The organism is Shewanella sp. SNU WT4 (genome assembly GCF_006494715.1).
Taxonomy (GTDB): Bacteria; Pseudomonadota; Gammaproteobacteria; order Enterobacterales; family Shewanellaceae; genus Shewanella.
On record NZ_CP041151.1, the window covers coordinates 3522633 to 3544188 of the forward strand.

General features: G+C 47.2%; 21 protein-coding genes and 1 riboswitch. Of the genes, 7 read left to right on the forward strand and 14 right to left on the reverse strand.

Annotated features, from left to right (window positions below; all coding sequences use genetic code 11):
• Positions 1–129: 129 nt before the first annotated feature.
• Positions 130–1293 carry a tRNA epoxyqueuosine(34) reductase QueG gene (queG, locus tag FJQ87_RS16005; protein ID WP_140933457.1) on the forward strand — a complete coding sequence of 388 codons (1164 nt, stop codon included), beginning with the start codon at positions 130–132 and terminating at the stop codon, positions 1291–1293.
• A 46-nt stretch (positions 1294–1339) separates the two neighbouring features.
• Here queG and FJQ87_RS16010 read toward each other — a convergent pair whose 3' ends face one another.
• Complete coding sequence (locus FJQ87_RS16010) at positions 1340–1552, reverse strand: dodecin (protein WP_140933458.1); 213 nt, start codon at positions 1550–1552, stop codon at positions 1340–1342.
• A 183-nt stretch (positions 1553–1735) separates the two neighbouring features.
• Here FJQ87_RS16010 and FJQ87_RS16015 point away from each other — a divergent pair, with 183 nt between their 5' ends.
• A complete protein-coding gene (locus FJQ87_RS16015; RefSeq protein WP_140933459.1) occupies positions 1736–2626 on the forward strand; it encodes a LysR substrate-binding domain-containing protein in 891 nt (296 codons plus the stop codon).
• A 47-nt stretch (positions 2627–2673) separates the two neighbouring features.
• Here FJQ87_RS16015 and FJQ87_RS16020 read toward each other — a convergent pair whose 3' ends face one another.
• From FJQ87_RS16020 to FJQ87_RS16030, 3 genes are all read right to left on the reverse strand, one after another.
• Positions 2674–3399: an HDOD domain-containing protein gene (locus FJQ87_RS16020; RefSeq protein ID WP_140934164.1), complete on the reverse strand. Its 726-nt coding sequence runs from the start codon at positions 3397–3399 to the stop codon at positions 2674–2676.
• Positions 3400–3540: 141 nt separating this feature from the next.
• Positions 3541–5472 (reverse strand): TonB-dependent receptor, encoded by a 1932-nt coding sequence (locus FJQ87_RS16025; RefSeq protein ID WP_140934165.1) that lies wholly within the window; start codon positions 5470–5472, stop codon positions 3541–3543.
• Between the two features lie 111 nt (positions 5473–5583).
• Positions 5584–5764, reverse strand: a riboswitch (cobalamin riboswitch).
• A gap of 49 nt (positions 5765–5813) precedes the next feature.
• The gene (locus tag FJQ87_RS16030) at positions 5814–6074 is read right to left on the reverse strand and encodes a hypothetical protein (RefSeq protein WP_140933460.1); all 261 of its coding nucleotides are present in this window, start codon (positions 6072–6074) and stop codon (positions 5814–5816) included.
• A 194-nt stretch (positions 6075–6268) separates the two neighbouring features.
• Here FJQ87_RS16030 and FJQ87_RS16035 point away from each other — a divergent pair, with 194 nt between their 5' ends.
• Positions 6269–7882, forward strand: a complete 1614-nt coding sequence (locus FJQ87_RS16035; RefSeq protein WP_140931885.1) for an IS1634 family transposase — start codon at positions 6269–6271, stop codon at positions 7880–7882.
• A 107-nt stretch (positions 7883–7989) separates the two neighbouring features.
• Here FJQ87_RS16035 and FJQ87_RS16040 read toward each other — a convergent pair whose 3' ends face one another.
• From FJQ87_RS16040 to FJQ87_RS18715, 3 genes are read right to left on the reverse strand one after another with little or no spacing between them, the layout of a single operon-like run.
• Positions 7990–8367, reverse strand: a complete 378-nt coding sequence (locus tag FJQ87_RS16040) for an iron-containing alcohol dehydrogenase (RefSeq protein WP_140933461.1) — start codon at positions 8365–8367, stop codon at positions 7990–7992.
• A complete protein-coding gene (locus tag FJQ87_RS16045) occupies positions 8334–8903 on the reverse strand; it encodes a DUF4287 domain-containing protein (RefSeq protein ID WP_140933462.1) in 570 nt (189 codons plus the stop codon). Before FJQ87_RS16045 ends, FJQ87_RS16040 begins: the two co-directional genes overlap by 34 nt.
• Positions 8904–8960: 57 nt before the next feature.
• Positions 8961–9104 carry a hypothetical protein gene (locus FJQ87_RS18715; RefSeq protein ID WP_168195214.1) on the reverse strand — a complete coding sequence of 48 codons (144 nt, stop codon included), beginning with the start codon at positions 9102–9104 and terminating at the stop codon, positions 8961–8963.
• A gap of 15 nt (positions 9105–9119) precedes the next feature.
• Here FJQ87_RS18715 and trmY point away from each other — a divergent pair, with 15 nt between their 5' ends.
• Entirely contained in the window at positions 9120–9725 is a 606-nt protein-coding gene (trmY, locus tag FJQ87_RS16050; protein WP_140933463.1) for a tRNA (pseudouridine(54)-N(1))-methyltransferase TrmY, read from the forward strand.
• A gap of 106 nt (positions 9726–9831) precedes the next feature.
• Here the strand turns inward: trmY and FJQ87_RS16055 are convergent, their stop codons facing one another.
• Genes FJQ87_RS16055 through FJQ87_RS16065 form a run of 3 tightly spaced genes read right to left on the reverse strand, consistent with a single transcriptional unit; the run spans position 9832 to position 12537 of the window.
• Positions 9832–10515 (reverse strand): GDYXXLXY domain-containing protein, encoded by a 684-nt coding sequence (locus FJQ87_RS16055; protein WP_140933464.1) that lies wholly within the window; start codon positions 10513–10515, stop codon positions 9832–9834.
• Positions 10508–11566 carry a DUF4401 domain-containing protein gene (locus FJQ87_RS16060; RefSeq protein ID WP_168195215.1) on the reverse strand — a complete coding sequence of 353 codons (1059 nt, stop codon included), beginning with the start codon at positions 11564–11566 and terminating at the stop codon, positions 10508–10510. The genes FJQ87_RS16055 and FJQ87_RS16060 overlap by 8 nt, the downstream gene beginning before the upstream one ends.
• Positions 11563–12537 carry a DUF2157 domain-containing protein gene (locus FJQ87_RS16065; RefSeq protein WP_140933466.1) on the reverse strand — a complete coding sequence of 325 codons (975 nt, stop codon included), beginning with the start codon at positions 12535–12537 and terminating at the stop codon, positions 11563–11565. Before FJQ87_RS16065 ends, FJQ87_RS16060 begins: the two co-directional genes overlap by 4 nt.
• Before the next feature lie 426 nt (positions 12538–12963).
• Here FJQ87_RS16065 and metC point away from each other — a divergent pair, with 426 nt between their 5' ends.
• The 3 genes from metC (at position 12964) to FJQ87_RS16080 (ending at position 16258) form a co-directional block, all read left to right on the forward strand.
• On the forward strand, positions 12964–14154 hold the full coding sequence (metC, locus tag FJQ87_RS16070) for a cystathionine beta-lyase (protein ID WP_140933467.1): 1191 nt from the start codon (positions 12964–12966) through the stop codon (positions 14152–14154).
• Between the two features lie 303 nt (positions 14155–14457).
• Positions 14458–15339: an alanyl-tRNA editing protein gene (locus FJQ87_RS16075; protein WP_140933468.1), complete on the forward strand. Its 882-nt coding sequence runs from the start codon at positions 14458–14460 to the stop codon at positions 15337–15339.
• Positions 15340–15544: 205 nt separating this feature from the next.
• Positions 15545–16258, forward strand: a complete 714-nt coding sequence (locus FJQ87_RS16080) for an RluA family pseudouridine synthase (protein WP_140933469.1) — start codon at positions 15545–15547, stop codon at positions 16256–16258.
• A 33-nt stretch (positions 16259–16291) separates the two neighbouring features.
• Here FJQ87_RS16080 and FJQ87_RS16085 read toward each other — a convergent pair whose 3' ends face one another.
• From FJQ87_RS16085 to gcvH, 4 genes are all read right to left on the reverse strand, one after another.
• On the reverse strand, positions 16292–16768 hold the full coding sequence (locus FJQ87_RS16085) for a DUF1097 domain-containing protein (RefSeq protein WP_140933470.1): 477 nt from the start codon (positions 16766–16768) through the stop codon (positions 16292–16294).
• Positions 16769–17247: 479 nt separating this feature from the next.
• The gene (locus FJQ87_RS16090) at positions 17248–17931 is read right to left on the reverse strand and encodes a hypothetical protein (RefSeq protein WP_140933471.1); all 684 of its coding nucleotides are present in this window, start codon (positions 17929–17931) and stop codon (positions 17248–17250) included.
• A gap of 235 nt (positions 17932–18166) precedes the next feature.
• Positions 18167–21064 carry an aminomethyl-transferring glycine dehydrogenase gene (gcvP, locus tag FJQ87_RS16095; RefSeq protein ID WP_140933472.1) on the reverse strand — a complete coding sequence of 966 codons (2898 nt, stop codon included), beginning with the start codon at positions 21062–21064 and terminating at the stop codon, positions 18167–18169.
• Positions 21065–21154: 90 nt separating this feature from the next.
• The gene (gcvH, locus tag FJQ87_RS16100) at positions 21155–21544 is read right to left on the reverse strand and encodes a glycine cleavage system protein GcvH (protein WP_140933473.1); all 390 of its coding nucleotides are present in this window, start codon (positions 21542–21544) and stop codon (positions 21155–21157) included.
• Positions 21545–21556 lie beyond the last annotated feature (12 nt).

Genomic DNA, 21556 nt, shown 5'->3' on the forward strand with positions numbered 1-21556 from the left:
CAGAAACAAGCTATTAGCGCTGAACTCACTATGCCGCTTACCTTTAAGCTAAATGTCCATGTGGCTGTGATTTGGCGCTCATCCTTAGGCAAGGTAAACTAGCCACATTATTTCTATACTTTGTACGCCATGTCGCCAGCTTGCCCACTCAGTTCAACTCAATTAGCCCAGTTAGCCACTCAAATTAAACTATGGGGGCAAGAACTAGGCTTTGCCGCAATCGGTATTACTGATACCGACTTAAGCAGCCATGAACCTAAGCTGCAAGCTTGGTTAGATCAAGGCTATCACGGTGACATGAACTATATGGCGCAGCACGGCATGATGCGTGCCCGCCCCCATGAGTTGCATCCTGGCTGCGTTCGAGTGATTAGTGCGCGCATGGATTATTTACCGACTAACGCCCGTTTTACCCGTGAACTTAAAGAGCCTATGCACGGCTATATATCTCGCTATGCTGGCGGCCGTGATTATCACAAGTTATTAAGGCAACGCCTTAAAAAGCTTGGCGATAAAATTGCGGCAGAGCTTGCCACCTTTAGTGAGTGGCACACTGACTATCGCCCGTTTGTGGATTCGGCGCCCATATTAGAGCGGCCATTAGCGCAAAAGGCTGGTCTTGGCTGGACGGGAAAACACACCTTATTACTCAGTGAAGAAGCTGGCAGTTGGTTTTTTCTAGGTGAGTTACTGATTAACTTACCGCTACCCATAGATACTCCTAATCAACAAGACTGCGGGGCTTGCACCGCTTGCATCACCAGTTGCCCAACGGGCGCCATAGTTGCGCCTTTTACCGTTGATGCTAGGCGCTGCATCTCTTATTTAACCATTGAATTAGATGGCCCGATTGCTGAACATCTGCGCCCCCTCATAGGGAATCGAATTTATGGCTGTGATGACTGCCAATTGGTGTGCCCTTATAACCGCGCCGCGCCTTTAAGTCAGGAAGCAGATTTTCAAACTCGCGATGTTTGGCAAGATACTAATCTTTTAAGCTTATTTGCATGGGATGAAACACATTTTTTAGCGAAAACTGAAGGTAGCCCTATTCGGCGCATAGGCCATAGGCGGTGGTTAAGAAATATTTCAGTAGCGCTCGGCAATGCGCCAAGTCATAGCGATATTATTGCGGCGCTTAAGGCTAAATTAGAGCTGTACCAACACGATAGCATGCTGCTAGAGCACTTTACTTGGGCGCTAACTCGCCAGTTACAAGCTGAAGTTAATCAAGACCGTAAAACAGCGCGCTTGATTCGCATTATTGAAAAAGGATTAAGCCGCGACGCCTAATCCTATTGATAAATGCCATTAGGCTGCCTTGTGTGCAGCCCAATGCTTAACTGTGAGGCGTCAAGGTAAAACCAAGCTTAATCGTCACTTGCCAATGAGCCACGGCATTATTTTCTAAATGACCGCGAGTTTCGATAACTTCAAACCAACGTAAATGATCTAAGGTTTCGGCCGCCGATGCGATGGCATTGCGGATGGCCTCATCACTACTAATGGGCGACGATCCTGTCAATTCAATAATCTTATAGGTATGGCTCATAACTTGCTCCTTGGTGTTTTTACTCAGTATAGACGGCTGCGCTTAAAAACTGAGTCAAGCTCCCATGGTTAATAGTTAGCTAAGTGGTTGTAAATTTAAAGCAACAACCATCTAGACGTCCAGAAGTTTGCTGTGCTAATCTTGAGCAACAATGCACCAAACCTAAGCGCTAAGAGTGGACTTATGATTGAGCTCAGACATTTACGAACCCTTTTGGCTCTTAAGGAAAGCGGCAGCTTAGCAGCAGCGGCTAAACTGCGCTTTGTGACCCAATCTGCGCTTTCCCATCAGATTAAAGAGCTAGAAACTAGAATCAACTCGCCGGTATTTATTCGTAAGAGTAAGCCCTTATGTTTTACCGAGGAAGGCGCAAGACTGCTGAAATTAGCTGAAGATATCTTGCCAAAAGTGCAGCACGCCGAGCAGCAGTTAAAGCATGGCTTAACACAAGCGCCCCAAAAAATTCGCGCCGCCGCGCATTGGCCAGTATTAAATGGCTGGTTAGCCCAAGTGGCTGAGAATAAGCGGCAGGAATTAAGTAGCAGCGAATTACAGTTAACCAGTCAGCATCCGCAAGCGGCGCTACATTCACTGGTGAGCGGTCAGCAAGACTTGGTATTAACTTCTAAGCTCAGCCGCGATCCAGCGCTTGCTTATCAGCATGTGTTTGATTATGAGATTCGCTTATTGGTGGCCGCTAATCATCCACTGGCAGAGCGCCAGCAAATTCAAGCGCAAGATCTAGCGGGTCTGACCTTATTTAGTTTTCCGCTCTTGCCAGCAAAAACCGAATTAGTGCAGCATTTTTTAGAGCCTGCCGGCATTACTCTGGGCAAGGAAATTCCTTGTGATAGCTTAGGGCAAGTGGCGAAATTACTGCTGCAAGAACAAGGTGTAGCAGCGCTACCACACTGGGCGCTTAAGGAGCTTAAGGCCTATCCATTAGTAAGTTTACGTTTAGGTGATAAAGGCTTTTTCAGGCCACTATTTGCCGCTTATCGTAAAAGCGATGCGCTCAATCAGCCGCTGCAAGCCTGTATTCAATCCTTAAGTCATCAAGAATTACAGCACTAAACTAGATTGCGCTAATACTAGAGCTAGTTAGGCATTGCCTCGCTAGCTCACAAAGGATTGAGTAATAAGCCGCGGCGAGATAACACCCGTCGTAAAATCAGGCCGGCGGAATTGGGATTAGTGGATTGATTGAGATTATGGGCAATCAAAAACTCATTGATCAGTTCTTGATCTAATTGCAGCGCTTCAAAGGCGTCTAAGGTTAATGACTGCTGCTCATGATCGATAATACTTTTCATGACTTCAAGTGGAATGGTTTGCTCAGCTTTGGCATTTAAATAGGCAAAAGCCGTTAATGCGATAATTTGACCAAACACGCTAAATAAGGCGATGGTTTGCAATTCATCGGCATCGACTTTTACGCCTTCGAGCTCTTTTAGGCACAGCATGGCATCTTCAGCAATATTCTCGTTTAACTTCCAATAGCCAAACACTAACTTTTTATAGGGGTGTGGCAATTCATCCAGCCGCTCTTTTAAATAAAAAGAGAAGGCATAACGATAGATATTGATTTGACCGAGACGAATTAAGGCCTCTTTAATACTGCGGTTTTTGCCTTGGCCGCTAGAGCTTGCGGCCGTATTTGAGCGCCATAATAAATGGGCTGAAAGTGCGGGATCACTCGCCACAATATCAATCACATTTTGAATATCGCCATCGGCAATAATGGCCTTTTTTAAGGGGAGTAAGGTTCCTTTTCGGCCAAGAATTTGTTCTTCATTGCCCATAATGGAACGAATTTGCTGGAACACCAACTGCTCTAATTCTGTCATGATAGAGGGAGCCTGATTATGGTTATTTTTATCGTGTGCTAACACAAGTGTCTCTCCTAAAAATAACCATAGGGTCAAGCTTTTACAAGTATTGCGCCCGAGATATTAACAATCTTGCTAATCCTCGCGGGCGAATCTTAGTTAAAACTGATATTGCAGGGTCAATTGCAGATTGCGACCCGTACCAGAATAATAGCCATTGCCGTATGCACTGTAATAACTAGAAGCCACATATTGCTTATCCAATACGTTATCAATGCGCATGCTCAAGCTCCAATCATCGAGATAATAATTCGCCGCCAGATTCATTAACCCGTAAGATGGCAATTTACTATCGACATTGGCACTATCACCTTCCACAAAGCGTGATGATGTGAACACCCCTTCAACTTGCCACTGCCAATGCTCACCAAGTGTTTGGCTCAGTTGCACTCGCCCTGTGTGCGGTGCCACCCAGGATAAACGCTTATTTTGGTTAACCCCTTCGGTTAACTTAGCATCTATATATTGATACTCACCAATCAGCTCAAAGTCTTGCGGTAATTGCCACGTCGCTGAGGTATTAACGCCATAGCGCCGCGATGCTTCAGCATTAATATTGGCGCCATTAAAGGCGCCGCCTTCTGGGGTTAATTCGGGATTACTATCAAAGATAATTTCATCTTCTAAATCTAAGCGATAAAGGTTAAGGCTTAAATTAAGCGCGGAATACGCCCAGTCCACTCCAGTTTCATAAGAACGCCCAGTTTGTGGTTTAAGCCCAGTCACACCTTTAGGGGTGTAAGCTTGCTCATCCACTTTGGCAAAGCGAAAGTTATCATCCATGCGAATGTACCAACGCACATCATTGCTTGGACGATAATTTAACCCCAATTCAAAAGCGGTCGCATCTTGTGATAACTCAACCCCACCTGGGTATACGTTATTATCAAACAAATGATCGCGCGCTTCAGCGTAGCGGCCACCCACCACGTAACTTAGGCTTGAGTTTAATGGCACAGTGGCCTGCACATAGCCACTGCTCACGCTTTGGGTATTTTCACGCCCAAAACTAAATTCTGAAGTGCCGCGGGTAAAATCACCGCCAACTATCATGGTCATAGGGCCGCGGTCGGTCGCAAAGTTCGCTAACACCTTAGGCATGATACTAAAAAGGCTGCGCTCATTGCGCCCAGCGCTGCCCCAGTTCACAGAGGTCACTAAGCTATCGCTATAATCGGCATCAGCCACTAGGGTCCACACAGAATTAAGCTGATGACTAGCGCCAAGACGCCAAGCATTGGTCATATCATGCTGATAGTCTTTACTGTCAGGACTAGACGCTTGCCTTGGGTCGGCGGCAAATTGCGCGGCGGTTAACGCGCCTGGAGATTGTACTTTATTATCAAAATAACTCGCCTCAGCGTAAAAACTGCTCTTAGTATCATCATAATTAATGCGCGCTAACCCTGAGCCGGTGTCGGAATCATTGTGGGCGCGATAATTATCTGAGCTATGTAAACTGGCAGAACCGTAATAACTCCAGTCTTGATTAAAGCGGCCATAAACGTCGCCTTGGCCTTGATAACTTTCAAAACTGCCGCCGCCTAATTGCACATTAGCGCCGTTATTTTCAGGTTTACGAGTAATGATATTAATCACCCCGCCTACCGCTTGGTCGCCATATAATACGCCAGCACTACCCGATAAGACTTCAATGCTTTCAACTAAACTTAAGGGAATGGCGCGCAGCGCAGGCGCCGCAATATCAATATTATTGAGTCTGCGACCATCAAGTAAAATTAGGGTGTTATTGGACGCTTGCGAGCCTGTAAAGCCGCGCATAGCAATCGTCGCTTGGGTATTATTATCCGAGATTTGGATGCCGTTTACGCCGCGCAGTAAGTCAATTAGATTGGTGGCACCGCTATTGGCTATAGCGAGCTCACCTATGACTTGCACATTAGCAGCCATGGCCATAATGTCGGCATCGCTGCGACCTAAGACTAAGATATGTTCTACATCGTTATTGCTCGCAACCACTTGACCATTTAATAACAGCCCAAGTAAAACCGCGAGTTGAGTCGCTTTCATCTGTGTCATCTTCCCATTTACCTGTTTTATTCTAAGGAAATGGGGCAATATCGCCGCGCACAGTCAATTAAGCCTGCGTGAAATCGCACCTCAGGATCTGCCCACCGAAATCACTGAAATCGCTTTAAAGGCCGGTCTCCGGACTTAGGTTCTGCTATTACGCACGTAAACAGTTATTAACGCCTAAACGCACTGTTTACTCACCATTCACCGTTGCGGGGGCAGTATCAGCATCGCACTGATTTCCCGATTATCCCACTCAAAAGCAGGCACCATTTAAAGTTGACGAGTGCAAAAAATTTGCGCTCGAATTATAGCCATCTATACGTATAAATGTCTAATTAATTTGAACCGCCATCACAGCGATCATCTTGTTGAATATGAACTAAATGATTTTTAGCGCAGTGAGCGAGATAAAAGGCGCAAGCAGTAAACGCCGCCGTAAATACCAATAAAATGGCATAACCTAAGGGCATAAGAAGATTAAATCCCAATACACTTAAATAGCTTAAGACGAGGGCGATGAGCGCCCAAGCCAGCAGTCTAGGCTTAATGGTCACTATTCGTTTGGCGATAACAACTGGGGGTGACTGACTATCCATAGTAATGACTCCGCAAATATCCCTGTGCGATTACGATATGCTGTCCAAGCAGAGCTCACATTATCAAATTATTAAAAAATTACCAATAGCGCGCGCATTTTAAACCCGTCATTCCGCACCTAATTTTCGATTTAAAAAAACTTGACGGCGATCGGCCATTCTGATCTATTACTACTTTTTGCAGGTAGATCATTATGCCCACTCCCGCTATCGCTATTCGTAACCTCGACCACCTTGGTTTGGTGGCTGCACTTTGCCAAGAACTCGGCATTGCTCGCATGATTGATGCGGTGCTCCCCAAAACGCCGCCCTACAAAGTTTCACATGGTGAAGCGTTGGTGGCGATGATACTGAATGGTCTTGGCTTTCATAGTTCGACCTTGCACATGTTCCCGCAATTCTTTGCCAACAAGCCTGTAGAGCGTCTGATTGGCCCGGGGATCTGTGCCGATGACCTCAATGATGACGTGCTCGGCCGCTGCCTTGATGCCCTCTTTGAGGCCGATGTCAGCACGCTTTATCAGGTGATGGCGGAACAGGTCGTAGAGCGATTGGAGCTCAAAAGTACGGCAGTGCACCTCGATATCACCAGCTTCCACGTCGATGGCGCCTATGACCAAACCGATGGCGAAAAGCTCGGTAAGTTGCAATTGGTACGTGGCTATAGCCGCGACCATCGGCCCGAGCTGAACCAGGTTATCCTAGAACTTATCTGCGAAAATCAGGCCGGCCTGCCCATCTACATGCAGGCCTTGAGTGGTAATAGTAATGATACCAAGGCCTTTGCCCAGACCGTACGGCGCCACTTGAGCAGTCTCAAGGCCGCGCAGGAGAGTCGTTACCTGGTCGGCGATGCGGCGCTGTATTGCGCTGATACCTTGCAACTACTGGCTCAACAGCAACAGTTGTTCGTGACTCGAGTGCCTGTCACACTCAATGAGGCCAAGCGGGCCGTGGCAACCATTGGCACCCAGTCGCTGGTCGCGCTGGGCAATGGCTATCATGGCTGTTGGCAAAGCGCCAATTATGCCGACGTCGCGCAGCGTTGGTTGCTGGTGCGCAGCGAACAGGCTAGCCACCGTGAGCAGCAAACATTAGCCAAAAATCTACTTAAAGACAGCACGCGTGAGCTGAAAGCCTTCAACAAATTATGTGCCCAGCGTTTTGCCTGCGAGGCCGATGCGCAGGCTGAATTAGCCCGTTTTGCTGCCAGCTTAAATCTGCTGCAACTGGAAGCAGAGGTCGTGAGTGAACCTCTCTATGCTGGGCGCGGAAGGCCGCAAAAGGGTGAAGTGCCGGTGAGCTACCAATTTCACATCAAGGGGTTAGCCGCAAGTAGCTTGGCGCGGGTAGCAGAAGCGCGCAACCAGACAGGGGTGTTCATCCTCGCGACCAATGATCACAGTGAAACGCTCACCATGGTTGAGCTGTTGGCAATTTATAAAGCCCAGCAAAACGTCGAGCGTGGGTTTCGCTTTCTGAAAAGTCCCGAATTTTTAACCTCCTCGTTGTATCTTAAAAAACCGGAACGTATCGAAGCATTGCTGATGGTGATGACCAGTAGCCTGATGATTTATGCGGCGCTAGAGCACCGGATCCGGCAGGGTTTAGTAGAGCAGAATCGCAGTGTGGCGGACATGAAAAAGAAACCCACGCAAAAACCGACAGCGCGGTGGATTTTTTTACGCTTTGGCGGGGTACACGAATACCAGTTGGGAGAAGCGCCACCTCAAGTTACGGGACTCACGGTGGACCAACAGATCATTCTCGACGTGCTAGGCGAACGCTATCGACAAATTTATTCCTAAATCAGGTGCGGAATGTCGGTTAAACTACTGCGCTATTGGTTATTAAGACAGTGATTACAGTAATGATTACACCAACCATTACAGCTATAACAATCTTATCCGTTGGCTTATAAGGCTAAGGTTAAAATTTCACGGCTCTTAATCAAATCGATATCTTCATGCTCACCTAAGGCCACCATGCCGTGCTGCTCTAACTGAGCTAACACGTTATCGATTGCTGCTTGAGATAAATCATAAGCAGCTAAACGCGTAGGTAACCCCATGGTTTCAAAAAAGGCGCGAGTATTAGCGATAGCTTGGGTGATTTTTTGCTGCTCACTGCCATCACGAATCTGCCATACGCGCTCGGCATATTGCAGTAGCTTCTCGCGTTTTGCTGTTTGCGTCACTGTCAGCAATGCCGGCAGAATAATGGCTAAAGTGCGGGCATGGTCGATATCATACAGCGCGGTTAACCCGCCGCCAAATAAGCTGCCTCTAACCAAGAAATGATCTTAGCATCTATCTCAACTACTGAGCTTAAGCGCAATTTGTACTGGCACATTTGCCCTGCTGGCATGACTTTTAAGCGTTCATCCGCTTCCAAGTGCTTTATATTAAGACCGATTTCAATCTGACTATTAGTGGCCGGCCCTATCATGCAAAACTGCTTATTCCGCCGATAACTTATGTAGTTTTGTTTCGGCGCTATGATAAATGGCCCCAAGCTATTAAGCGTGACAAGTAACGCCTGATGAATAATAAGTAGCGGCGCTTTTTTATCAGGATATAAGTTAGTTAACAGCTCATCGTCACTTAAGGGCATGGGTGCTGCAACGACTTGGGATTGCTTTGCCATATGCACGAATAGATTGGCATCACCATGGCCCATACCATAAGCGGTTTTTAGCATAGCGAGTCGTTCGCCATGTTTAACTAAGCCGCTTTGATTCACAATCGCCATTAATTCCGCCATGGTTTTACCGCTACGAGTTTCAATATTGGCCAATTGACTTGCCAGCGCCTTTTCCATATCTGCCATACTCGTCTCCGCTAAATTAAGTTTGATGTCAGCAAGTTAAGCCGTCTCCCGTTGATATTAACACCATAGGATATGGCGCGAATTTTGCCAAGCGGCACCATTAATACCGTTACTTGCGGGTGTAAAACAGCGATAATGCGCCATAGCCTCTGATGCTGACAGGCCGTCAACATCTGCATTCATTTTATTATTTTGACTCATTAGGACTTAGATCCCATGCGTGCCTTTGTATTACGAGCCCGAGCAGCCCCGACCGACAATCAAGCCTTTTTAGCCGCCGTCGGCCAAGATGCCCATACCGAAATTTTGGCGCACACATTAATGAATACCATTTTTGTGGCCCAGTCTCATCGTGATGATGTAATTGTGTATTTAGTGCTTGAAAGCACTCAAGATTACTCTCGAACCATTTGCTTTCAACCTAACCTTATCCATGATTTAGGTGGCTTTCACGAGCAAGCCTTAATCAACACCATAGCCACAGCGCTGCAATTATCAAAAGGCATGGACAAGGAACAAGTTAGGCAGGTTAAAAGCGGTATTACCGTCAGCACCACTAGCTTTGAAAAACTAGTTAAAGATCTCTCGGAAGATTATCAGCTGTATATGATGGATAAAAAAGGCAGCTCGATTCGTGATGTCGAGTTTGCGCCTAATCCATGTTTTTTACTGACAGATCATATTCCTATGCCAAAAAAGAGCTTTAATACCTTAAAGCGTCTGGGCGCAGAGAAAATTAGCCTAGGCCCTAAGATGCTATTTGCTTCTCAGTGCGTGGTGCTTATCCACAATGAGCTCGATATTGCAGAAGCTGCGCGCTAACCGCGATTAACTGCTGGTAAGCGCAGCTCAAATAGCTGTGTTAACGCCGCAGCCTCAATAAAAAAGGCGTGAAGTATAAACTTCACGCCTTTTTGTTTATTACTGCCTACGGCGCTAGATTGCGAAAGTCTTTATCGTGCAAACTCACCAACAATAAATCGCCATTGGTTGCGACTTTAAAGTATCCAAAGCGAGCCGACTCAAACGCCGCGGCTTGGCCTTCTTCAAAGAAGAAAGCATTACTAGCAAGCTTAATCTCGCCATCGCGCAAGCGATATTTAATCAGTAATTGCTTCGCGCCGAGCGCCTTGCCATCATAAATCTGCAGGAAACTCGCTTGCTGATTATCATCGAGCGCCACTAACACTAAGCCATCATGATTTGAGCTATCAACAAAGCTTATTTCCGCACTTGTAGCAAGGTTTTCGTCAGCTATCTCGCCACTCTCGCTAGTGTCGCTACTTTCAATGCTGCCGCTAGTGTCGCTTCCTTCACTATTATTGACACTAGCTGTGCTATCAAGGCGTTGGCCATTATCAACACCCTCAGCGAGATCCACTGTAGCGGTTGCGCTGGTATTATTAGTAACAAGCAGCGCGGCGGCGATTTGATCAGCCATGGCAAAACCTAATGCCATATAATCGCCCTGCATCAGCGAGCGCGGATCCACAGGGGCGAGCGCTAAATACATGCCTTGGCCGTGGGCTATCAACTGCTCTTTTTGATAAATAGACCAATTAACTGCCGCAAGAATTACTCCTAAGGTGATGACAACCACTAACTTATTCATGGATTACTCCTTGCTGAGTCTTAGCTCCGCGCACTAACGCCCAGCGCGCCGCCAACAAGACAACGCCTAGCAGCAATAAGCTTTGGGCTTTTAGCAATAAACTCGTGTCTAACTGGTAATAATAGTAACTGACATAACAGAGCAAAGAGGCAATCCCAAGGCCTAACAACTGGCGATTACTGCCATAAAAACCTAGCAATAAGATTAATACCGCCAAACTAATGCCTGGGGCATACATGGTCGCGGCGCACACCAGTGCAATAAGTACATACATCCATAAGCTAAGTAGGCTCACCAGAGGAAACCCAAGCCGGCTAACTATGTGATTGGCCACATAACAGAGCACGAATCCTGTGAGCACAGCATCAAGCCAAGGCGGCGGGATAACTCTAAATATGTTTGGGTCGTTAAACCAATAACTCACGTCACCATACCAATTTACGCAAGCGGTAATCACTAATCCCAGCAGTAATCCATAGCCAAGCGCATTAATATCGCTAAGCCATTTAGGATAGCTAAATTCATTGACCCACAGCCAAGCTGCTAGCGCCATTAATAGGCTCGGAATAATCCCCACTATGCCGACTAACAAAGTCCCAGCACAAGCGCACAGCGTAAAACATAAAGCGCACAAAAAACGGTGTAATGTATTAGGGATTACCAGCGCTAGCAGTAATTGCATGGCCGCTAATAGCAACCAAGCATTGGCCTCAATCGTGAGTTCAAAAATAACCCACCCAATTAACATTTGGCCGGCAAAGCTCACCGCCAGCGCTATATGCTCCATAAACTCACTGACTTGTGTGCGAAAAAAACCATAAGCTGCCGCTATCATGCCAACACCAATCAATGCAGAGATAGGCGGCTCTTGAAAGATAACATCAAAAGAGACAGCTAAAAAAATCAGCACTAATATCGCCGCTAACCAGCCAGATAACGCCATTAACAATTTCACATACCAAGGCGAGCTTATGCTTGGCACTGGCGCCTCGCCGACCACTAATTTAGCCTGCTGTAACTCGCGCCATAGACTCTCGTTATTAGGACTCATTGCTGCCATCCTCGCTGAACATTTCTAAGCCATATGGCTGAACCTACCCCTAAACCAATGATGATTAGCGCTAGCACTAAAAAACCGCCGATATCAAAGTCATTGAGCAATAAGCGCGCAAATAAACACACCACTAAGGTATCAAAGGATAAGGCTGCGCCCGCCAACATAAATAAATCGCGGCGCCAATAACGGTAACAAACCACAGAGACTAATAACCATAAGCCCCACACCACTACCGCGGTATTGTCTACTTGGCTGTACTCGTTGTGATTGATGATGGGTTCGAGCGCTAATAGGGTTAGCGAGGTGCCGGCAACTGTCGCAATTAAGCGAAATGACCAGCGCTCAGTCAGCGCTAAACACGGGCGCAAGATTAGCTCCCAAGCCACGAGCGCTAAGCCGTTAACTATACACATGGCCCAGAGCAGTGACTCATACATGGGGAAGAATAACCACCTCGGCCTTAAGTCCACCAGCCACAACACTAAGGCCAGATTCACTAGCGTCAGCCACAACATCCATAATGCCGAAAAGCGCCCGACTATGACCCAAGGTAAAATCAGCGCCGCCCAAATGGCAAACAATTGCCAAGGATCGGCGCCGGTTTGATAGGTTTGACCGAAAAAGGCGAGTAAGACACCGACGGCAATAGACGCGGCCATTAATGACACTTGCGCCACTAACGCTTGCTTGCCCCACTTAAGGTAACTGGCCACAGCGAGTATCACTAACACTTCAAGGCCGGCAAATTTACTAAAACGGCCGAAGTCATCCCAGTTATAAGCAATAAAAAACAGCGCCGCGATAACGAGCGCCAATGCGGCGCACCACAGTAACAGCTGCTCGATAAAGGTAAACCATTGCCCGTGATTAGGCCTGAGTTTACTCACTTGTAGCGCCGCAGCGACATGCTCTGGCGCAATATCTTTGGCCGCTATATAGCCTTGCAGTTGCTTTCTGATGGACATGCTTAACGCTCCCCCATGATATACATGACGAAGTATTGCTGATAATTCCTAACATTACAGCCCCTAGCCGCCAAGCAGAGTCATCAATCACGGATCGTAAATTCATGTAAGTAATTCATTAGATAGCGATACCAAGGAGTTCTCTCACGGCAAAAACATGACTGTGACTTGTGTTATGGCGATAAGACAAGGCACTAAAAGGATAAAAAATTTGAATACTTATCAAGCGGTTTAAATAGGGTTAACATGAAAGTTATTATCAGCCTAATGACGGCGCGCAGGCTGACTTAAACAAGCCAGTTTTGAGCATAGCGCTAGGCATGTTTTTTTGTGTGATTTATGTAGCTGCAAGCTTTACTCATGAAGACTTAACCGCCCCGAGGCAGTGAGTGCTTTCCTCGACAATACCCTTGATTGAGAATGAATATGCCTAATCTAAAAATGAATACCTTATTAGTGACTGCGGGTCGCAGTGAACGCGTAAGCCAAGGCTCAGTAAACCCTGTGATTCAGCGCGCATCATCGTTAGTATTTTCATCGGTCAAAGCTAAAAAAGAAGCCGCGAAAAAACGCACCAATGGCGCCTTATTTTATGGCCGGCGCGGCACCTTAACTCACTTCGCGCTGCAAGATGCCATGGTGGCATTAGAAGGCGGCGCAGGTTGTACGTTATATCCTTGCGGCGCAGCAGCAGTTGCCAATAGCATTTTATCCTTTGTGAAGAGTGGCGATCATGTATTGATGACAGGCGCCGCCTATGAGCCAAGTCAAGATTTCTGTAACATCATCTTAAAAGATATGAATATCAGCACCACCTTTTATGACCCGTTAATTGGTGCCGGTATTGCTGACTTAATTACGCCAGCCACTAAAGTGGTATTCATGGAATCACCAAGCTCAGTGACTATGGAAGTGCAAGATATTCCAGCCATGGTTAAGGCCATTCGTAGCGTAAACCCAGAAGTTATTATCATGATAGATAACACTTGGGCGGCGGGTATCTTGTTTAAAGCCTTAGAGCATGACATAGATATTTCGATTCAAGCCGGCACTAAATACATAGTCGGCCATTCTGATGCCATGCTCGGCACAGCAGTCGCTAATGCGCGCTGCTGGGATCAGTTGCGTGAACGTTCATACCTGATGGGACAAATGGTTGATGCCGATACGGCCTATGTAGCAGCCCGCGGCCTGCGCACTATGGCGGTACGTTTAAAGCAGCATCAAGAAAGCAGTATCAAGATTGCCCATTGGTTAGCGGCGCGCCCAGAAGTTGAGCGCGTAAACCACCCTGAACTGCCAAGCTGCAAAGGTCATGAGTTTTATAAGCGCGACTTTAAGGGTTGCAACGGCTTGTTCTCATTTGTATTAAAAGACAAGTTATCCGATGCCCAGTTGGCAGAGTATTTAGATAACTTCCATCACTTCAGCATGGCTTACTCATGGGGCGGTTATGAATCACTGATTTTAGCTAACCAGCCTGAAGAGCTAAACGCTATTCGCCCTGCTGGCAAAGTGGATTTTAACGGCACCTTAGTGCGAGTTCACATAGGTCTGGAAGACTGTGATGACTTGATTGCTGACTTAGCGGCTGGCTTTGAGCGCTTAAAGAACTAAGTTCTTAACTCTATCAACGCAGCTTGCAAGCAAGCCTAACCACTAAGCTAAATAACTAAGTTTACTAACTAGCACCTGCGCCCAGCAAGGCTTAAGCCATTCATTGCTGGGCGCATTTTATTTTCTGCTTGCTGCATACTGCTATATGTATGCGGGTATATATGCGGCGGTATGTATATTCGGCAGCAGTTATTCGATTGTCCAAACTGAGTGATGTTTAGCATTAACGCTATCCGAAGCCGCGCCGCCTCTGCAACTTTGTTATCATGCAAGTCACCATCATACCAAGCCATAATAATAACCATGACGCAGTTAACCGTTAGCCCTACTCAAGTCAGCTTTAGCCAAGGTATATACCAGCAAAATAGCCCAGTTCTTTATTGTGAACATGATGACAGCAGCAGCGTTGTCATTACTGCGGCCACGCCATTTCATCCGGTATCTCATATTTGGCCCGATCACCCCGCCGACAAAGGCGTGCTAGTCATCAACCAGCAAGAATATAAGGTTATCGATTGCTTGGTTGGCGCTTGGCATAGTGAAGAGGCTTATCTTACTATCGGCGCGGATATTCCAGTGAAGCGCGATGAAGCCGGTTGGCAGTTTGTGGTCGTGCACCGCATTAATGCCAGCTTATCCATCACGCCAGGCACAGTGGTGAGCTTAAAAGTCGACAGTGACTATCAGCAAGCCTTAAGCCGAGCTCACAGCGGCGCGCATTTGGCGGCGCTTGCCCTTAATAAAGTGCTGCACTCAGCTTTTTGGCGCAAAGCCCCTAGCAGGTTTGATACCTTAGGCCATTACGATTTTCACAGTTACGCCGAAGAAACCAGTTTTGTCAGTGAAGATAGCTGCCTTGATAGTTATCGCTTAGGCAAAACCTTAAAAAAGCGCGGCTTTAATAATGATGAGTTTATAGCGGCGCTCACCCAGGTGGCGGCGCAAGTAAATGCGCAATTGCAGTTGTGGCTACAAACCGGCGCCAAGATTGATTTAGTGTGTGACGGCCCTCATTTAACCGATTCCCGCTACTGGCAATGCCAATTAGATGAGCACAAGATCAGTATTCCTTGCGGCGGCACTCATATCTCCACGCTGCAAGCATTGGCGGATATTACCGTAACCTTGGCAGTCAATGCTGCAGGTAATATTGATATGACAACCCGCACCAGTAAAAGCCTTTAGCGTTAAGGTTAAGCGAATTACGTGAGTTACGTGAGTTACGTGAGTTACGCAAATAACACCAAGTGTCGCTATTGATTGAGCCGCTAACAATAATGCCAAGCGCGGCCGTAAACTCAGCACTTAACACAAGGCCGCAAATTTTAAGCAAGTGCTAGCAAGCAGATATAGGTATGATGTCGGCCATTGCATCCCAAGAGACACATTCATGCCTATCATATCCGCCAATAACACTATTCTTGTGGATGATTTTGTCGCGCCCCTATGCCATAAGCTAGTCACTATCTTGTATCAAGATGATGATATCTTACTGATTAATAAGCCAAGCGGTTTATTAAGCTTGTCAGGTAAAAATCCGCAAAACTGGGACTCTGTGCATTACCGCTTAGTGAATGGTCAAGCTGGGGCAACGCCTGCCTTTATTCATGCCAAATTGCCCCACAGGTTAGATTTTGGCACTTCTGGCATTATGGTCGTCGCCCTTAATGCAGAGGCCGCGAGCCATCTTAATCGCCAGTTTCAAGAGCGCAACGTCAGCAAGCAATATATGGCCATGTTGGCCGGCTGGGTTAAGGATGATAACGGCCGCATTAATGGCGCTATAGCTAAAGATAAAGACTTGTTTCCATGCGTAAAAATCTGCGCCGAGACAGGAAAAGCGGCAATGAGTGATTATCACGTCATAGCGCGCTTAAATGAGCCCAAGCGCACTTTAGTTAAATACACGCCTCACACTGGCCGCACCCATCAACTGCGCATTCATAGCTTAAGCTTTGGTCACCCCATTCTTGGCTGCGACTTGTATTCAAACCTTGAGAGTCAAGCCATGGCGCCAAGGCTGCAACTACACGCCAGCGACTTGTATTTTGAGCATCCACGCCTTGCCACACCTATGCATGGCCACAGCCCCTGCCCATTTTAGGCAGTGCCCTACTATCAACAATGGATAATCTAATCAGCGTTTAACACTCATGGTTTTGACTTTTTCAGTCAAAAAAACAAGCTGAGTCGTTAATAAACTCATGCATAAGCCAAGGGCAGAACCTATTAATAATGGCGGGATAATGGCACTTAAATCTGCGCTTAAGGCAAAAGTAATGCAGCAACCAATAAAGGCGCCAGGAATGAAGGCCAAACGCTGATGGCTTGCCTGTAAACACATGGCCGAAGTGGCTATGCCAGTTAAAATGTAAGCCATTGAAGGCGCAGCAAACACACCGCTACCTGAGATAATAAGCCAGCCCCAAAATACGCCAGACAGATTCGTGGCCATCGCCATAAGCATGCCTTTCACCCCAGCATGGGTTTGCGCAAAAAAGGTGCTACAGCTTAAAAAGCCAATCCAAGTGACTAAATGCAGCGCATCGGCCGCGCCCGCCCACAGCGTCGCTAACAGCCCTGCGGAAATAGCCACTTGCCAACGATGTTTCATACCTTACCCCTCAGCTCGCACTTCACCTTGGTGAGTGAATTAGTTTAAGGCGAGCTAAGCTACCTTGTTTATCGGTAAAAAAACACAATTTCACACCAATAATCGGCCCAAGTGACTATTTAGGCCGTGCACCTGCCCGTTATCGAGTAAAGCTACCGAGCTTGTGGCCGATACTGTGGATGAGCCAATTGTGTATCATCGCACCACTGCGCGCCCCTAGGGCAGTTTAACTGTGATTGATGATATTGAGCGCCATCCCACTGAAAAACAGCGCTTAAACGTATTAACCTCTTATTACGACCAACAACAGGCTAGTACTGTGATTGAATTTTGATAGGATGCAACTGGGTGTATTTAGCCTGAGCGAGCTGCAACTTTTAATGGAAAACGTCGGATTTAGCGTTAGCCATTACACCAAGCCTGCTGATTCCAGCACTGAATGTTTAACTGTGCTGGTAGGCACTAAGCCGTAATTACTCTTAATCTAAGCGGCGCCACACTTCGACTTCTTTCAGCTCGCCATCTTCTGTGCGGCGGGTATGCCATTCATCGCCAATGAGCTCAAAGGCAAAGCTAAAGCTCTGCCTTTCTTGCATTTCAAAGGATGTGAGGCTTGGATATTCAATATATTGATTGGCTTCGATTCGGTACTTACCCGCGCCTGCCGCCCAAATTTGCTTATGATTGTCCTCTTTTTGAATTGTCGTAAAACTAAAGTGGCCATTGGATAACACCTTGATAGCCACTAAATCTAAGCTCGTATAATCAACCCAATGGCCTTCACCATCAAGATAACGCCCTGAGACTAACTCCCAACTGCCGTTTAACGCCAACGCCGCCAGAGTGGCCATGGGTTCATCTGTGTTTTGAAATTCTGCGGCTATTTGAGAATCTGCAGCTAATGCTTCTGTGGCTAATGCTGCAGAGGCTTCAGCGCTTGGCGCATCTGCTACTTCGCGGCTGGGTGTCGCGGTTTTTGGGGTTAACTCTGAAGTGTCGGTCACCTCAGGGCTTAGCTCAGGGGCTTTAGCACTCGAATCCATAGCTTTGGCATTCGGATTAATAGCTTCGGCATTCACGGCAAAACCCTGCAACATAACGCTAAGCAAGCAACTCGCCAGTAAAGCTGATGGCATTAGACGGCGCGACTCTACAAACATCATTAATCCTTCCCTATCAATGGCCTATCTTGACCAATCAATTGATTAAAACGCGAACACTGCCGTGATTTTCTCAGTTTTTAAATAAAAGGCAATCTCGGATGCCGCAAATAAAGCCGCTGCGCTTTAGTCCACCAAAAAAGTAGTGCAACAAAAAAGTCGCATAATAAAAAAGCGAACCTAAGGTTCGCTTTTAATTAGCTGATGACAGCGATTAACTCTGCATTAGCAGCGCTAATTACTCATAGTCACTTAACGGCACACAACTACACATCAAGTTACGATCGCCATAGACATCATCAATGCGATTGACCGATGGCCAGAACTTATTGGCGCGCACGGCATTCGATGGGAAGACTGCTTGCTCGCGGGTATAAGGGCGCGCATCAAACTCAGCGTCCATAATGTCCGCAAGTGTATGGGGTGCATTGTGCAGCGGATTGTTATCGGCTGGCCATTCACCCGCTTCTACTTTGGCAACTTCAGCGCGAATCGACACCATGGCTTCGATAAAGCGGTCAAGTTCTACCTTAGCTTCTGATTCAGTAGGCTCAATCATCAAGGTGCCAGCGACAGGAAAACTCATGGTCGGTGAATGGAAACCATAGTCATTTAAGCGCTTGGCGATATCCATTTCAGTGATCCCTGAGGCTTCCTTCAGTGGCCGTAAATCAATAATGCACTCATGGGCAATTCTGTCATTGCGACCGCGGTACAAAATTGGGAAATGCTCTGACAGCTTTTTAGCCACATAGTTAGCATTCAGCATGGCCACTTGGGTGGCGCGCACTAAGCCTTGGCTACCGAGCAAGCGAATATACATCCAGCTAATAGGTAAAATGCCAGCGCTACCAAAAGGAGCCGCCGAAACTGCGCCATTGTTCTGGGAAATATCACCATTTTTTACTATGACATGGCCTGCCACAAACGGCGCTAAATGGGCTTTAACACCGATAGGCCCCATACCTGGGCCGCCGCCGCCATGCGGAATAGCAAAGGTCTTGTGCAAGTTTAAGTGCGACACGTCAGCACCAATAAAGCCAGGCGCCGTTAAGCCCACCTGCGCATTCATGTTGGCGCCATCAAGATACACTTGACCGCCATGCTGATGAATAATATCGCAAATCTCACGCGCGGTTTCTTCGTACACGCCATGAGTCGATGGGTAGGTAATCATCACGCACGCGAGGTTATCGGCAAGCTCAGACGCTTTAGTGCGTAAATCGTCTAAATCTACGTTACCTAACTTGTCGCAAGCGGTAACTACGACTTTCATGCCCGCTAACTGCGCCGTGGCTGGATTGGTGCCGTGGGCCGATTGCGGAATTAAGCACACATCTCTGTGACCTTCGCCGCGCGACTCATGATATTTACGAATGGCCAGTAAGCCCGCGTATTCGCCCTGCGCGCCTGAGTTAGGCTGCATGCACATGGCATCATACCCTGTGATATCCACCAGCCAGCTGGCAAGTTTACTTATCATGGCGCGATAACCCGCCGCTTGCTCTTGCGGGCAGAAAGGGTGCATGTTGGCAAATTCTGGCCAGCTAACAGGGATCATCTCCACTGCTGCGTTAAGCTTCATGGTGCATGAACCCAATGAAATCATGGAGTGATTGAGCGCCATGTCTTTATTTTCTAAGCGCTTGAGATAACGCATCATCTCAGTTTCGCTATGATAAGAATTAAAAGTTGGATGACTTAAAATCGCATCATCCCTAAGCTCAATCGCGCTTAACGTAGGTGCCGCGGCCATCACTTCTGAATCGAGCGCACCAACATCTAAACCATGACCACTGCCTAATATCACATCAAACAGCTCAGCAATATCAGCGCGGGTAGTGGTTTCATCAATACTAATACCCACAGTGCTCGCGCCTTGGGTGTGTGTGCCATCAAGACGTAAGTTAATACCAGCATCTTCAGCGCGTCGCAGCGCATCTGGGGTAACACTGCTTAAGGTTAAGGTATCAAACCAGCGCTGATTGACGAGCTTAATGCCTTTACTGCGTAAGCCAAGGGCTAAGATATCGGTTAAGCGATGAATGCGTGAAGCAATAGTGTGTAAGCCTTGCGGGCCATGGTACACGGCGTAGAAAGAGGCCATGTTGGCCAATAATACTTGGGCTGTACAAATGTTGGAGTTGGCTTTTTCGCGGCGAATATGTTGCTCACGAGTTTGCATCGCCATACGCAGTGCCTTGTTACCGCGAGCATCCTTAGATACCCCGATAATGCGCCCAGGCATGGAGCGCTTGTGCTCATCTCGGGTCACAAAGAAAGCGGCATGCGGGCCACCAAAGCCCATCGGCACGCCAAAACGCTGAGCACTACCAAAGACTACATCGGCGCCTAAGCTGCCAGGAGATTTAAGCAGCACCAGCGACATCATATCGGCGGCCACACAAATAATGGCTTTTTTAGCTTTTAAGGGCGCGATTACACTCGGTAAATCAGTAATATCACCAAAGCGGTTAGTGTATTGGAATAAGGCGCCAAATAATTCGTACTGACTGGCATCACTAGCCTTACCGACGACGACTTCTATGCCTAAGTATTCGGCGCGGGTTTTGATGACATCTATGGTTTGCGGGAACACATCATCCGCCACAAAGAAGATGTTGGCGTTTTTCGCCTTAGACACTCGCTTAGCTAAGGCCATAGCCTCAGCGCCTGCTGTGGCTTCATCGAGCAGAGATGCTGAAGCTAAATCTAAACCGCTTAAGTCCATAGACACTTGCTGGAAGTTTAAAATAGCTTCCAAGCGGCCTTGAGCAATTTCAGGCTGATACGGCGTATAAGCTGTATACCAACCTGGGTTTTCCAGCACGTTACGCAAAATCACATTCGGCACTAAGGTGCCGTAGTAACCCATGCCTATGTAGTTCTTTTTCAGCTGGTTACGCTTGGCGTAATCTTTAATGATGGCTAAGCCTTCAGCTTCTGAGTGCGACTCACCAACGATTAACGGCTTAGTTAAGCGAATATCATCCGGCACAATTTGAGCGGTCAACTGCTCTAACGACTCAGCACCAACATAGTTGAGCATGGTTTGCAGTTCAGCTTGGCTAGGGCCTATATGGCGACGCAGGAACATGTCATGCTGTTCCAATTGGGTAAGAGTATTAGAGCTCATGGGTAACCTTTAATGTATTGCCGGCTGTAACCGGTCTCTTAATAAGGGGCCAATATTTTCAAAGCCCCAGAGGGGCTTTGAATTGGGCGACTATTCTTCGTCGATAATTTCTTGATAAGCATCGGCTTCAAGCAAGCTATCAATTTCAGATTCATCACTTGGCATGACGCGAAATAACCAGCCATCGCCAAAGGCATCTGAATTGACTAACTCAGGTGAGTCTTCGAGGGCCGAGTTAACCGCTAAGATTTCACCAGACAAAGGCGCATAAATATCAGAGGCAGCCTTAACCGATTCAGCCACGGCGCAATCATCACCGGCAGTGACACTATCGCCAACTTCTGGTAACTCAATAAACACCATATCACCGAGTAACTCTTGGGCGTGCTCGGTAATACCTACGGTATAACTGCCATCGTCTTCACGACGCGCCCATTCATGGGAAGCGGCATACTTAAGTTCAGACGGAATATTGCTCATCGTTTTGGTTCC